Annotated in this window: 11 protein-coding genes and 1 riboswitch; of the genes, 10 read left to right on the plus strand and 1 reads right to left on the minus strand. The window is 69.2% G+C overall.

Going from position 1 to position 13,827, the window contains the following annotated elements; all coding sequences use genetic code 11:
- Positions 1-28: 28 nt before the first annotated feature.
- A riboswitch (cobalamin riboswitch) is annotated at positions 29-104 on the plus strand.
- A gap of 166 nt (positions 105-270) precedes the next feature.
- The 6 genes from test1122_RS04965 to test1122_RS04990 all read left to right on the plus strand — a co-directional run bounded on the left by test1122_RS04965 (position 271) and on the right by test1122_RS04990 (position 8,107).
- A complete protein-coding gene (locus tag test1122_RS04965; RefSeq protein ID WP_232267936.1) occupies positions 271-1,572 on the plus strand; it encodes an SCO2321 family membrane protein in 1,302 nt (433 codons plus the stop codon).
- A complete protein-coding gene (locus tag test1122_RS04970; RefSeq protein ID WP_232267937.1) occupies positions 1,572-2,237 on the plus strand; it encodes an SCO2322 family protein in 666 nt (221 codons plus the stop codon). Before test1122_RS04965 ends, test1122_RS04970 begins: the two co-directional genes overlap by 1 nt.
- Positions 2,234-3,367, plus strand: coding sequence for a CbiQ family ECF transporter T component (locus test1122_RS04975; RefSeq protein WP_422396929.1), 1,134 nt, complete (start codon positions 2,234-2,236; stop codon positions 3,365-3,367). The genes test1122_RS04970 and test1122_RS04975 overlap by 4 nt, the downstream gene beginning before the upstream one ends.
- A complete protein-coding gene (locus tag test1122_RS04980; protein WP_232267938.1) occupies positions 3,364-4,977 on the plus strand; it encodes an ABC transporter ATP-binding protein in 1,614 nt (537 codons plus the stop codon). The genes test1122_RS04975 and test1122_RS04980 overlap by 4 nt, the downstream gene beginning before the upstream one ends.
- Entirely contained in the window at positions 4,974-5,942 is a 969-nt protein-coding gene (locus test1122_RS04985; RefSeq protein WP_232267939.1) for an ECF transporter S component, read from the plus strand. Before test1122_RS04980 ends, test1122_RS04985 begins: the two co-directional genes overlap by 4 nt.
- Before the next feature lie 185 nt (positions 5,943-6,127).
- Entirely contained in the window at positions 6,128-8,107 is a 1,980-nt protein-coding gene (locus tag test1122_RS04990; RefSeq protein ID WP_422396930.1) for a phosphatase PAP2 family protein, read from the plus strand.
- Here test1122_RS04990 and test1122_RS04995 read toward each other — a convergent pair.
- Positions 8,079-9,311 (minus strand): cytochrome P450, encoded by a 1,233-nt coding sequence (locus test1122_RS04995; protein WP_232267940.1) that lies wholly within the window; start codon positions 9,309-9,311, stop codon positions 8,079-8,081. The genes test1122_RS04990 and test1122_RS04995 overlap by 29 nt on opposite strands.
- Before the next feature lie 216 nt (positions 9,312-9,527).
- Here test1122_RS04995 and test1122_RS05000 point away from each other — a divergent pair, with 216 nt between their 5' ends.
- The 4 genes from test1122_RS05000 to test1122_RS05015 all read left to right on the plus strand — a co-directional run bounded on the left by test1122_RS05000 (position 9,528) and on the right by test1122_RS05015 (position 13,806).
- A complete protein-coding gene (locus test1122_RS05000; protein ID WP_232267941.1) occupies positions 9,528-10,697 on the plus strand; it encodes a steroid 3-ketoacyl-CoA thiolase in 1,170 nt (389 codons plus the stop codon).
- A 242-nt stretch (positions 10,698-10,939) separates the two neighbouring features.
- Positions 10,940-12,367, plus strand: a complete 1,428-nt coding sequence (locus test1122_RS05005) for a glycosyltransferase family 39 protein (RefSeq protein WP_232267942.1) — start codon at positions 10,940-10,942, stop codon at positions 12,365-12,367.
- Between the two features lie 105 nt (positions 12,368-12,472).
- Positions 12,473-12,802 carry an antibiotic biosynthesis monooxygenase family protein gene (locus test1122_RS05010; protein WP_232267943.1) on the plus strand — a complete coding sequence of 110 codons (330 nt, stop codon included), beginning with the start codon at positions 12,473-12,475 and terminating at the stop codon, positions 12,800-12,802.
- Positions 12,803-12,948: 146 nt separating this feature from the next.
- Entirely contained in the window at positions 12,949-13,806 is an 858-nt protein-coding gene (locus test1122_RS05015; protein WP_232267944.1) for a hypothetical protein, read from the plus strand.
- The last annotated feature ends 21 nt before the right edge of the window (positions 13,807-13,827 follow it).

Genomic DNA, 13,827 nt, shown 5'->3' on the forward strand with positions numbered 1-13,827 from the left:
TGTGCGGTGCAGTATCCGCCTTCAACCGGGGGAAGCCGGTGCGATTCCGGCGCTGACCCGCAACCGTGAGCGTGCCTGGCACAGGTCCGCGAGCCGGAGCACCCGGTGGGAGGCAAGGCTCCTGGCAGCCGGAGCGCACCGCCACCCGGCGGGGCCCGGCTACCGGCACCGTCGAGGTATACGGAAGCTGAGCCCGGTGTGCCCCCGCGCGGTGAGCGCGGTCGGCCAGCGGTGCCCGGCCGACGTAGCCGCTCACCGAAAGGCACCGTCATGTTCCTGCGCCGCAGCGCCGTGGCCCTGGCCGCAACCGCCCTACTCTGCGCGGCCGCAGCCCCCGTGGCCCTCGCCGACGGATCGCCGTCCCCGCAGAAGCGGCTACCGACCGGGCTGTACGGGGAGGGTGACCCGCAGTACGACGGGGTCTGGCGGCAGTCGGTCGCCCTGCTGGCCCAGCACGCGACCGGGGTCACCCCGGCGAAGAAGGCCGTGACCTGGCTGGCCGGTCAGCAGTGCGAGGACGGCTCGTTCGTCTCCTACCGCGCGGACAGCGGCAAGCCCTGTGACGCCAAGACCCCTGGCGATACCAACGCCACGGCGGTCGCCGTCCAGGCACTGGCCACCGCAGACGGGCACCAGGACGCCGTGAAGACCTCGGTGAACTGGCTGAAGACCGTCCAGAACGAGGACGGCGGCTGGAGCTACAACCCCGGCGGGCCGTCCGACGCCAACTCCACCGCGGTCGTCATCGGCGCGCTCGCCGCGGCGGGGCAGCAGCTGGAGAAGGCCCGCTCCGCCAAGGGCGACAACTCCCCGCTCCATGCGCTGACCGGTCTTCAGCTCGGCTGCGACGCCAAGGCCGGTGAGCGCGGCGCCTTCGCCTACCAGCCGGGCGAGAAGGGCGAGCTGGCGCCCAATGACGCGGCCACCGTCGCCGCGGCGCTCGCCGCGCTCGGCAGGGGTCTGGATGTCGCTCCGGCCGAAGAGAAAGACCGCAAGGACACCTCCGTCATCCCGGCCCCCTCCTGCCGCGATGACGGTACGTACGTACTGAAGGACTCCGCGCGGGCCGCCGCCCGGTATCTCTCCAGCGCGCTGGAGAAGAACGGCCAGTATCTGAAGGCCCCCGCCATGCCGGGCGCCGAAGACGAAGGGAGCGAAGGGGACCAGGGGAACCAGGGGGACCAGCCGGACTACGGCAACACCGCGCTGGCCGTGCTCGCCCTGGCCGCGGGTGAGCACCCCGGCGCCGCCCAGAAACCCTTGAACTGGCTGGAGAAGAACTTCACCAAGTGGGACAAGTCAAAGAACGACCCGGCCGCCCTCGGTCAGCTGGTCCTTGCCGTCAACGCCGCAGGCGCCGACCCGGCCTCCTTCGGCGGCGTCAACCTCGTGGACCGGCTGAACGCCACCGGCCCCACCCCGGCAGCCACCCCGGACTCCGCCCAGGCGGACGAGCATGAGAACGACGACCCGGCCCCGGCGGTGTGGTGGATCATCGGCGTCGGTGTGGTCGCCGGTGTCGGCATCGGACTTCTGCTGAGCATGCGCAACAAGAAGAAGCAGGGCAGCTGATGCGGTTGCGTTCCGTTGCCGCCGCCGTGCTGAGCGCCGTAGTGCTGGCGCTCAGCACGGCTCACGCCCCCGCCCCCGCGCACGCGGACTCGGCAACGGGCTACCGCTACTGGTCGTTCTGGACCCAGGACGACCAGGGCGGTTGGGCCTACGCCACCCAGGGCCCCGCCACCGCGCGCCCCGCCGACGGCGGCGTACTCGGTTTCCGCTTCGCCGTCAGCGAGAACTCCGGCAACGCCGCGAAGCCACGTGGCACGGCGGAGTTCAAGGCCATCTGCGCCCATACGCCCGCCAAGGGCAGCCAGAAGCGGATCGCGCTTGTCATCGACCCCGGCACCGCCGCTGACGCGCCCGAAGGTGAGTCACCGCCGAAGGCCCGTACCGCCTGTGCCCAGCTCCCCGAGAACGGCACCGCCGCCGAAGCCCTGGCGGCCACCGCGCAGCCGCTGCGCTACAACTCCGCCTCCCTGCTCTGCGCCATCGCGGGCTACCCCGCGTCCGGCTGCGGCGAGCAGATCTCCACCGGCGACGGCGCGAAGGACAACCAGAACAGCCCGGAGAGCCAGGACAGCCAGAACAGCACCATCCCGCTGATCGCGGGCATCGTCACCGTGGCCCTGCTGGCCGGTGGAGCCATCTGGCAGGCGCGGCGCCGCAGATCATGACCGCTATGCCGGGCAGCTCACGCGCGGCCGCCCTGCGGACGCCGCAGGCGAGCCGCGTCACCGCGCTGCACGCGGGGGCGTGGTGGCTGTGGGCGCTGGGGCTGGCCACGGCAGCGTCCCGCACGACCAATCCGCTGCTGCTCGCTCTGCTGGTGGCGGTCGCGGGCTATGTCGTCGCCGCGCGCCGCACGGACGCACCGTGGGCACGCTCGTACGGTGCCTTCCTCAAGCTCGGACTGCTGGTGCTCGCCATCCGGCTGGTCTTCGCGATCGTCCTCGGCTCCCCCATCCCCGGCACCCATATCCTGTTCACCCTCCCCGAAGTCCCGCTGCCCGACTGGGCGCAGGGGGTGCGGCTCGGCGGACGGGTCACCGCCGAGGGGCTGCTCTTCGCGCTGTACGACGGAATGAAGCTGGCGACCCTGCTGATCTGTGTAGGCGCGGCGAACGCCCTGGCCAGCCCGGCCCGGCTGCTCAAGTCACTGCCCGGCGCGCTCTATGAGGCGGGGGTCGCCGTCGTCGTGGCGATGACCTTCGCTCCGAACCTGGTCGCCGATGTGCGGCGGCTGCGCACCGCCCGGCGGCTGCGTGGCCGTAACGACAAAGGAGCGCGGGCCCTCGCGCAGGTCGCGCTGCCGGTGCTGGAGGGCGCGCTGGAGCGCTCGGTCGCACTCGCCGCCGCGATGGACGCCCGCGGCTACGGGCGTTCCGCCCAGGTGCCGCGTGCCATCCGGCACACCACGAACGCGCTCACTCTCGGTGGGTTGCTGGGCGTATGTGCCGGTACCTACGGTCTGCTCGCCGCCCAAGGCGCTGGATACGGGCTGCCGGTGCTGCTGCTCGGGCTCGCCGCCGCGCTCGGCGGGCTGTGGCTGGGCGGCCGCCGTACCGTACGTACCCGCTACCGGCCGGACCGCTGGGGAGCACGCGCCTGGCTGGTCTCCGGCTCCGGGATCGCGGTCGCCGCCGTGATGATCTGGGCCGCCGCCCAGGCCCCCGCCGCGCTCAGCCCGCCCACGGTCCCGCTGGCCGTACCCCCGCTGCCGCTGTGGCCCGCGGCCGCCGCACTGCTCGGCCTGGCTCCGGCCGTGCTCGCGCCCGTACCGCCCGTACCGAGGAAACCCAAGTGATCCGCTTCGAGCATGTCAGCGTCCATTACGAGGACGCCACCGAGCCCGCCGTCCAGGGCATCGACCTCACCATCCCGGAGGGGGAACTGGCCCTGCTCGTCGGCCCCTCGGGCGTCGGCAAGTCCACCCTCCTGGGCACCGTCTCCGGGCTTGTACCGCACTTCACCGGCGGGACCCTGCGCGGGCGCGTGACGGTGAACGGCCGCGACACCCGTACCCACAAACCACGTGAACTCGCCGATATCGTAGGCACCGTGGGACAGGACCCGCTCGCGCACTTTGTCACCGACACCGTGGAAGACGAACTCGCCTACGGCATGGAATCCCTGGGCCTGCCGCCCGACACCATGCGCCGCCGGGTGGAGGAGACCCTGGACCTGCTCGGTCTGGCCGAGCTGCGTGACCGCCCCATCGCCACCCTCTCCGGCGGCCAGCAACAGCGCGTGGCCATCGGCTCGGTGCTCACCCCGCACCCCCGGGTCCTCGTCCTCGACGAGCCGACCTCCGCGCTCGACCCGGCCGCCGCCGAAGAAGTCCTCGCCGTCCTCCAGCGCCTCGTCCATGACCTCGGCACGACGGTCCTGATGGCCGAGCACCGGCTGGAGCGGGTCGTCCAGTACGCCGACCAGGTGCTGCTGCTGTCCGCACCGGGCGCCCCGGCAAGGCTCGGTGACCCGGCCGAGCTGATGGCCGTATCGCCCGTTCACCCCCCGGTGGTGGCCCTGGGACGGCTCGCGGGCTGGTCACCGCTCCCCCTCTCGGTACGCGACGCACGCCGCAAGGCGGCACCCCTGCGCGAACGGCTGGCCCCGCACACCCCACCCACCCCGGCCGAACCCCACTCCCCCACCCCCATCGCCACGGTCGACCGCCTCACCGTGCGCCGTGCCCGCACCCCCGTCCTGCACGACGTCTCACTCACCGTCCGTCCCGGCGAGACCATCGCCCTGATGGGCCGCAACGGCGCGGGCAAGACCACCCTCCTGGGCTCCCTCATCGGCGCCCACCAGCCCGCCCACGGCACCATCGACGTGGGCGGCCACACGCCCCACCGCACCAAGCCCGGCACCCTCCTGCACCACATAGGTCTGGTCCCCCAGGACCCGCGCGATCTGCTCTACGCGGATACCGTCGCCGCCGAGTGCGAGGCCGCCGACCAGGACGCCCAGGCGGCACCCGGCACCTGCCGCGCCCTGGTCAGCGCCCTCCTCCCGGACATCGCGGACACCACCCACCCCCGGGACCTCTCCGAGGGCCAACGCCTGGCCCTCGCGCTGGCCATCATCCTGGCCGCCGCCCCGCCGCTGATCCTCCTCGACGAACCGACCCGTGGTCTGGACTACGCCGCCAAGGCCCGCCTGACCGGCATCCTCCGCGACCTGGCCGCCCAGGGCCACGCGATCGTGCTGGCCACCCACGATGTCGAACTCGCCGCCGAACTCGCCCATCGCGTGGTGATCCTGGCCCAGGGCGAGATCGTCGCCGACGGCCCCACCCCCGACGTCGTCGTCTCCTCCCCCGCCTTCGCCCCCCAAACCGCCAAGATCCTCACCCCCCAACGCTGGCTAACAGTCCCCCAGGTCCACCAAGCCCTGGAGACAACCCCATGAGCGAGAGCCACAAACCCCCCACCGTTGTGGGCAGTCTCCGCCATGGGCGGAGGGTGGGCACAACACCGGCCACCGACCCGCACCGTGCCAACCCCGGGGCCCCGGGGCGAAGCCCCGGTTACGGGAAGGGGCGGGACCGGGGAAGAGACCCCGACGCACAAGCGCAAGCCATCCGGATCGGCCCCCGCTCAGCCACCGCCCTGACCCTCGTCTCAGCCACCGGCGCAGCCGCCTTCGGCTGGCCCCTGCTCGCCCACTCCGCCTCCGGCCTGGCACACTCCAAAGACGCCCCCTGGCTCTTCGCCGCGCTCCTGCCGCTCCTCCTCGCCGTGGTCATAGCGACCATCGCCGACACCGGCCTGAACGCCAAAGCCATCGCCATGCTGGGCGTACTCGCCGCCGCTGGCGCCGCGCTACGGCCCCTGGGCGCCGGGACGGCGGGCCTGGAACCGATGTTCTTCCTGATGGTCCTCTCCGGCCGCGTCCTGGGACCCGGCTTCGGCTTCGTCCTGGGCGCCGTATCGATGTTCGCGTCCGCCCTGCTGACCGGCGGGGTGGGTCCGTGGATGCCGTTCCAGATGCTGGCCATGGGGTGGGTGGCCATGGGGGCGGGCCTGCTGCCCGGCCCCCACTCGCTGCGCGGCCACCGCGAGCGGCTGATGATCGCCGCGTACGGGGCGGTCGCCGCCGTGCTCTACGGCGTCGTGATGAACCTCCAGGGCTGGACGTATATCGCGGGGCTCAGCTCGGGCATCTCCTTCGTCCCGGGCGACCCGCTCGCCGAGAACCTGGCCCGGTTCACCGCGTACTGGCTGGCCACTTCGCTCGGCTGGGATCTGCCGCGTGCGCTGCTGACCGCCGTACTGACCCTCACCCTGGGCGGAACGATCCTGCGCGCCCTGCGCCGGGCTACGCGCCGCGCCGCCTTTGACGCCCCGGTCGCCTTCGAAAGGCCCGATGGGTGACCGGACAACATGCCATATGATCCACCCCACATCAGGAACTGTCAGGTGAACGGTGGAGTTTCTGCGTCTGACGTCCGGAGTCGACCGCTCCCCGGCTTGAAGCCAGGACGTGTACCCGCGAGTGGCAGACCCACCGCGCAGGCATGTGATCGGTAAGTGAGACGGGACTGAACGGGACGCAGAACGTGACAACAGAAACGACCAGCCGCGAGACACCGGTGCAGTGGGGGTCACGCACCGGCACGGCGCTGGTGGCCCTATGGCTGTTGGCGGGGGCCCTGGCGGTGCGCCAGGCGGTCGCGGTGCTGCGGCTCCCTCCGGAGAAACGGCTCACGGATCTGGTGGCCTGGCTCGGTGACCGGGGGGTGCTGCGGGACGGGCACTCCCTGTACGACAGCGAGACCTTCACCGGTACACCGCTGGCCGGGCTGGTGCTCAGGCCACTGACCAACGCCGCACAGCAAGGGCTCGGGGTGGCCTGGACCTTCGGCACGCTGCTGCTCGTCGGTGCGCTGGGCGTACTGGCCGTACGGGCGCTGCCGGGGGTGCTCTCCAGTCGCGCCCAGCTGATCGCGACACCCATAGCGATCAGCCTGCTGGTCGTCTCCGTCCCCGTCCGCAACACCTTCTCGCTGGGGCAGACCAGCATCATCCCGGTGCTGCTCGTACTCGGTGGCTTCATCTACGGGACCAGGGCGCCGCGTCTGGGCGGGGCGCTGGTCGCCGTGGCGGCCGCGCTGCAGCCCCCGCTATTGCTGTTCGTACCGCTGCTGTGGCTGGTCGGCCGGCGTCGTGAGGCCGCGATCGCGGGCGGTGGCTTCGCGGCCCTTACCGCGCTGGCCTGGGCGGCGTTGCCCAGTGACTCCTGGGCCTACTGGGTGCACCATGTCGCGGGCGTCGGTCTGGGCGGTGCGTCCGACCAGCTCTCCAACCAGTCACTGCACGGTCTGCTGCTGCGGCTCGGGCTGGCCGGGCCGCTGGAGATCGGGCTCTTTGCCGTACTCGCCGCTGCCATAGCGGTACTGGGGCTGCGCCGCGCGGCCCACTACGCACGGGACGGTCAGCTGCTGCTCGCAGCCGCGCTCACCGGCTGTGTCGCGGTCGCCGTGTCGCCCGTCGCCTGGCAGCACCAGCAGCTGTGGATTCTGCTCGCCGCCGTCGGCCGGGTCGGCCGCCGCACCGGGGACCGCTATGTCTGGCCGGTGTTCCTGGTGCTGGTGATGACGCTGGACGCCCAGGCGCTGGTGCCCAAGATCGCCTGGCTGGCGCCGCTGGGCGAGAACGCCCCGCTGCTCGCGGCCCTGTTGGCCGCCTGTGTGCTGCCCTTTGTCTCCCGCACCTCCACGCTGTGGGACCGGCCGGAGTCCTCGGGCCCGTTCAGCCGCCCCAATCTGATGCTGGAGCTGCTGCTGATCCGGGTCGGCTACTTCGTCTACTCCTATGTGCGCTCCATGGCGCCCAGCGGCCGTGACCTGGCCGAGGGCCACGGCCAGCAGATCCTGAACATCGAGAAGTTCCTGTCCATCGATATCGAGCACTGGCTCAACCAGGCCGTGGCGCACACGGGCTGGCTCAACGACAGCATGAACTTCTACTACGGGGCCTTTCACTTCCTGATCCCCATATCCCTGCTCGCCCTGCTCTATCTGCGCCGCCCCGCCACCTACCGCTGGGCGCGTACCTCGCTCTCCTTCGCCACCCTGCTCGGCCTGGTCGGCTTCTGGCTCTATCCGCTGGCGCCGCCACGGCTGATGCCGGGGCTGGACTATATCGACACCGCCCATGGCCCGCAGAACTTCGATGACCCTGACTTCGGCGTGCTCACCGGCATCTCCAACCAGTACGCGGCGATGCCCTCGCTCCATGTGGGCTGGTCCCTCTGGGCGGGCATCGTGATCATCCGGCTCACGCCGAATCTCTGGCTACGGCTCCTCGGTGTCCTCTATCCGCTGCTCACCACGGTGGTGGTGATGGGCACCGCCAACCACTATCTGCTGGACGCGGTGGGCGGCGCCGCCGTGGTCGCGGCGGGCTTCGGTATCGCGGCGGTGTGGCGGCGCTACGGTCCTGGTCAGCCGTCGGAAACGGCCGACCAGGACACCGACCGGCCCCCCGTCGAGCCCGCCTTGCGTGAGCCTATGCGTACCGCACCCGCAGCTCCTTGACGCCGTTCAGCCAGGGGGAGCGCAGACGGCGGGGTTCACCGGCGAGCCGGATGCCGGGCAGCACATCGGCGATGGCGTTGAACATCAAGTCGATCTGCAGGATGGCCAGGCTCTTGCCGAGGCAGTAGTGCGGTCCGCCACCGCCGAACCCCAGGTGCGGATTGGGGTCCCGCATGATGTCGAAGGCCTCCGGGTTCTCGAACACTTCAGGATCGTTGTTGGCGGAGGAGTAGAAGAGCCCGACCCGCTGACCCCGCTTAATCATCTGACCGCCCAGCTCCGTATCCCTCGTAGCGGTGCGCTGGAAGGACATCACCGGGGTCGCCCAGCGGACGATCTCCTCGGCCGCGGTCGCGGGCCGCTCTGCCTTGTAGCGTTCCCATTGCCCGGGGTGGGTGAGCAGTGCGTGCATACCGTGGGTGATGGAGTTACGGGTGGTCTCATTGCCCGCGACGGCGAGAATGATGACGAAGAAGCCGAACTCATCGGAGCTGAGGTTGCCCTCGTGCTCGGCGGCGACGAGCTGGGTGACGATGTCCTTGGCCGGGCACTCCTGGCGCTGTGCGGCCAGGTTCATCGCATAGGCGATCAGTTCACCGGCGGACTGTTTGCCGATCTCCTCGGTGATGGCCAGCTCCGGGTCGTCGTAGCCGATCATCTTGTTCGACCAGTCAAAGATCTTGGCCCGGTCCTCCTGAGGGACGCCGATCAGCTCCGCGATGGCCTGAAGCGGCAGTTCACAGGCAACATCTCTGACGAAGTCACCGGTGCCGTCCGCCTTGGCGTGCTCGGCGATCCGCTGGGCGCGGTGACGGAGGGCGTCCTCCAGCGCACGTATGGCGCGGGGTGTGAAGCCGCGCTGGACGATCTGGCGGACCCGGGTGTGCTCGGGCGGGTCCATATTGATCATGATCAGCTTCTGGAGCTCAATGTCCTCACGGCTGATGCGCTCATTGAAGCGGATGATCGCGGAGTTGAGGTTGGAGGAGAAGATCTCCGGGTGGGTAGAGACGGTCTTGACGTCCTCATGGCGGGTGACGACCCAGTAGCCGTCGTCGTCAAAGCCCGCGATGCCATGTGGCTGGGCGTTCCACCACACCGGAGAGGTCGCACGCAGCTCGGCGAACTCCGGGAGGGGGACACGGTGCTGGTACAGATCGGGGTCGGTGAAGTCGAATCCATCGGGCAGCGCGGGACAGTGCATCAGCGACTCCAGGGGTGCTCACAGTACTTCTGACAGCCCATCAGAATGGACCGGCAAGCTAGTAACGGGTTCTACAAGTAGCAAGAGCCATGGCGTCATCTGTTGCCAACAAGCGCTGTGCACGACCCTTGCGCGGGTCCAGCACTGGTCATAAGACTGTGAGGGGAGCTAGAACGCGTACTAGTTTTCAGCGCCGCCGCCCGGAGAGGACGAGCCATGGCCGCCGAACCCGTCATCGTCGAAGCCGTACGCACCCCCATCGGCAAGCGCGGAGGATCCCTGGCGAATCTGCACCCGGCCTATCTGCTGGGCGAGACCTACCGCGAGGTGCTCGGCCGCACCGGCATCCACGCCGACTGCGTGGAACAGATCGTCGGCGGTACGGTCACCCACGCCGGCGAGCAGTCGATGAACCCGGCACGCAACGCCTGGCTCGCCATGGGGCTCCCCTATGAGACTGCGGCGACGACCGTGGACTGCCAGTGCGGCTCCTCACAGCAGGCCAACCATATGGTGGCGAACATGATCGCGGCCGGGGTGATCGACATCGGCATCGGCTGCGGTGTGGAGGCCATGTCCCGGGTGCCGCTGGGCAGCGCCTCCAAGCATGGGCCGGGCAAGCCATGGCCGGACGAGTGGAATGTGGATCTGCCCAACCAGTTCGAGGCCGCCGAGCGGATCGCCCGTAGCCGGGGACTGACCCGGGAGCGGGTGGACTCCCTCGGCCTGATCTCCCAGGAACGGGCGGCCGAGGCCTGGGCGGAGGAGCGCTTCAAACGTGAGACCTTCGCCGTACAGGTGCCGACGACGGAGGAGGAACAGGCCGCGGGACAGGGCATGTGGCGCCTCGTCGACCGCGACGAAGGCCTCCGCGACACCTCCATGGAAGCCCTCGCCCGGCTGAAGCCCATCATGCCGACCGCGGTACACACCGCCGGGAACTCCTCCCAGATCTCCGACGGCGCCGCCGCCGTGCTGTGGGCGTCCAGGAAGATGGCACGAGCCCTGAAGCTCAAGCCCAGGGCCCGTATCGTGGCCCAGGCCCTCGTCGGCGCCAATCCGCATTACCACCTGGACGGACCGATCGACGCCACCCGGGCCGTACTGGGCAAGGCCGGAATGTCCCTGGCGGATATCGACCTGGTCGAGATCAACGAGGCCTTCGCCTCGGTCGTGCTCTCCTGGGCCCAGGTCTTCGAACAGGACCTGTCCAAGGTGAACGTCAATGGCGGCGCCATCGCCCTGGGCCACCCGGTGGGCGCCACCGGAGCCCGCCTGATCACCACCGCCCTCCATGAACTGGAACGGCGGGACAAGGAGTTCGCCCTGATCACCATGTGCGCGGGCGGCGCCCTGGCAACCGGCACGATCATCCAGCGGCTGTGAGCGATAACCGCCGGATGCCTCAATTCCGCTTCAACACGCCCTCTTAACCACCACGGAAACCAAACTCCCCTCGCTCAGCCGACCATAGAATCAACGTCGCGATCCATCCACCCCCCGTTTCCACACCGGAGCGCGACATCGTACTCATACAACGGACACCTGCGGCAGATTCCCTGCCCCAGCACAGCGAAGTCCGTAAACGACCCCGCCCATCCCAGACCGCCACCGCTCTTATCCCCTCGATGGTGGCCCTCCTCCTGGGATTATGGGGAATACGACGCCAGGGCACCATGTGGCGAGACGAATCCGTCACCTACCAAGTCGCACACCGCAGCCTCCCCGAAATCCGGAACCTGCTGGAAAACATCGACATAGTGCATGGCCTGTACTACCTGTTGATGAAAGCTCTCTTCAGCATCTGGGACGGCGGGCTGATTACCCTGAGACTGCCCTCAGTACTGGCAATGGCCATAGCAGCCGCCTGCGTCGCCCTGCTTGGACACCAACTAGCCGGGCCAAGAGCCGGATTAATCGCCGGATCAATCTTCCCGCTGATCCCCTCAATACAGCAGTACGCCCAGGAAGGCCGCTCCTACGCGTTAGTGTGCGCGCTCGTCGCCCTCTCCACGTATCTACTGGTTCGCACCATATCCCGGCCCAGCAAACAGCTGTGGCTGGCCTACACCGCCACCCTCCTGATCGCCTGCCTGCTCCACGAGTTCGCGGTACTGGCATTACTCGCACACGGCAGCACCCTGTTCCTCGCCCGGCTTCCCCTTGCCCTCAGACGCTCATGGGCCATGTCAGCGGGTGCCGTTGTCGCAGGACTGTCACCTCTCGCTGTGCTCAGCATGCGCCAGTCGGACCAGATCTCATGGCTTGGACACCCCAGCTGGGCCCAGTGGTCAGCCTTCGCCGCCCAGGCCATCCTGGGCATCATCTGCGCCCTGGTACCAACCCGCGCCACGGGCAGCCCAGTCCGTCTCCGGACACTCGCCCTCCCGCTGCTGACCCTGCCCACGGCCGCGCTCCTGCTGGCATCGCTTCATAAGCCGGTGTATATCGATCGTTATGTGCTCTACTCCACCATCGCTCTCGCACTGCTGGCGGGTTCCGCACTGGACTGGCTATGGCGATCGGACCCCCTCCAGCGCCTGCTTCCCGCCCATGGCCTACGCGTAACGGTGGCAGCGATCTCCCTCACCGCCATCCTGGCCGCACTGCTCCCCATACACCTCCACCTGCGGACCCCACAGAGCCGCAAAGACAATGTCACCGCTGTCGCGGAAACAGTGCAGCGTGCGGCGGCCCCCGGTGACGGCGTACTTTTCATGCCCGCCAGACGCAGGGAGTGGGCGATGTCCTATCCGCATGAGTTCCGCAACGTAAGAGATCTGGCCCTGCACCAGGACCCGGCCGCCTCCCACTCGCTTCAGGGCACGGAACTCCCCGCCCAGCAAATCCGCTCACGCATACTCGATACGCCGAGAATAGTCACGCTCAACGACCCTGCGGGACAACCTCTCGACATGACCGCACAGGAAATCGCCAAGCGGACGACACTGCGCGCATTCTTCCAGAAATGCTCCACCACGCGAGTAACAGGAGCACAGATCACGGTCTACGCCCGTCCCGGCCACTGCGGGGCCACCTCAGACGCAGGAAGGTGACGTCACCGCACTCCCGCACCTACTACCGGGGTGTCACGGCATGCCCGAACGGGTCCACATCCAGCGCTGCGTGGTGTTGCGTGGTGCGTACGGCAAGATGGACTCATGAGCGTAGTCAAGATCAACGTCCTGACCGTCCCCGAAGAGCAGCGGGAAACCCTGGAAAAGCGCTTCGGCGCGCGCGCCGGGCTTGTGGAGGGCGCCGACGGCTTCGAGTGGTTCGAACTACTCCGCCCGCTGGAAGGGACGGACCAGTACCTCGTCTATACGCGGTGGAGGGACGAAGAGTCCTTCCAGGCCTGGATGGAGGGCCCGATGAAGGCCGCCCACCAGGGCGGCGGCCAGGGCGAGGGCGACCGCCCCAAGCCCGCCTCCACCAGCGCCGCCGTCTGGACCTTCGAGGTGGCACAGCAGGCCGCCCCGAAGCAGGACTGAATCCCGGTCTGCCCAGCAGCTGGTTCGCCGCATGCTGGGCCTGGCGCGCGGCGGTGGTGTCGCCGTAGAGCTGGATGGTGTGGTTCAGGTTCACCAGGATGCCGTTGCCTCTCGGCGAGCACCTCCGTGCAGCTATGGTCGTCCGTATGACGCTCTCGGTACCTTCGGCGCGTGCCGTCGACTTGCGAGTTGAACCGGTTGACAACGTTCTCGATCGCGTGGAGCTGTCCCTTCAGGCCCGCTTGGGCCGGGACGCGGTTGTCCGTAAACGCCGCTCGGTCGGGGCGCGGACGGACCGTGATACGTGGGTACGTATCGAGAGGCGAGGGCTCGACAAGATCGGCGTTCAGGGCTGGAACGGCACCGAGTGCGCCGCGCGTCTGGAGGGTATCGCCCTGCCTGCATGGCAGGGGTGTGTGGTTTGGCGGGACGAGGACGAGGCGGTGATGTGGCGGGCCGACGAGACCGAGCTCTTGCCAGGACCACCCATCGGCACCGCCGTGCTGAGCGAGGGGCCGGAGCTGCCGGATGAGTGGTGGCAGGCGTTCAGCTCCTCGTTGGACGCGCTGGCGGCTCAGGACACGAGACGCGTCGCTACGCCGGACACTGTCACCATCACGCAGGCCCTCGTCACCGAGGCCATTCATGGCGCGTTCGCTGGTGACTTCGACACGACCGTTGAGTGGTGGGTGCCCGCGCACGCGGATCTGAACTGGGCCAACATGACCGCGCCGACGTTCTGCCTCTTCGACTGGGAGGACTGGGGGAACGCGCCGCGGGGGCTGGACTCCGCTTCGCTGTGGGGAAGCTCCCTTCCCGTTCCGGCTCTGGCCGATCGTGTACAGCAAGAGCGACGCCGTGACTTCGAGAGCCGGGACGGCAAGCTGATGACGCTGTTCGTGTGCTCGAAGATCCTGGGGCCGGATGCGCACCCGGAGGACCCTCGGCTGGAGCCCGCACGCCGCATGGCGGAGCAGATCGTCGCGGAGCTTCAGACGGGCTGACCGCGCGACCGCTCTCGGAGG

It is taken from the genome of Streptomyces gobiensis, from assembly GCF_021216675.1.
Lineage (GTDB): Bacteria > Actinomycetota > Actinomycetes > Streptomycetales > Streptomycetaceae > Streptomyces > Streptomyces gobiensis.

Coding starts and splice junctions, on each gene's coding strand:
- test1122_RS05000 (WP_232267941.1), top strand. CDS start 9,528: ATGGCCGCCGAACCCGTCATCGTCGAAGCCGTACGCACCCCCATCGGC.
- test1122_RS04995 (WP_232267940.1), bottom strand. CDS start 9,311: ATGCACTGTCCCGCGCTGCCCGATGGATTCGACTTCACCGACCCCGAT.
- test1122_RS04970 (WP_232267937.1), top strand. CDS start 1,572: ATGCGGTTGCGTTCCGTTGCCGCCGCCGTGCTGAGCGCCGTAGTGCTG.
- test1122_RS04985 (WP_232267939.1), top strand. CDS start 4,974: ATGAGCGAGAGCCACAAACCCCCCACCGTTGTGGGCAGTCTCCGCCAT.
- test1122_RS04965 (WP_232267936.1), top strand. CDS start 271: ATGTTCCTGCGCCGCAGCGCCGTGGCCCTGGCCGCAACCGCCCTACTC.
- test1122_RS04975 (WP_422396929.1), top strand. CDS start 2,234: ATGACCGCTATGCCGGGCAGCTCACGCGCGGCCGCCCTGCGGACGCCG.
- test1122_RS05005 (WP_232267942.1), top strand. CDS start 10,940: ATGGTGGCCCTCCTCCTGGGATTATGGGGAATACGACGCCAGGGCACC.
- test1122_RS05015 (WP_232267944.1), top strand. CDS start 12,949: ATGACGCTCTCGGTACCTTCGGCGCGTGCCGTCGACTTGCGAGTTGAA.
- test1122_RS05010 (WP_232267943.1), top strand. CDS start 12,473: ATGAGCGTAGTCAAGATCAACGTCCTGACCGTCCCCGAAGAGCAGCGG.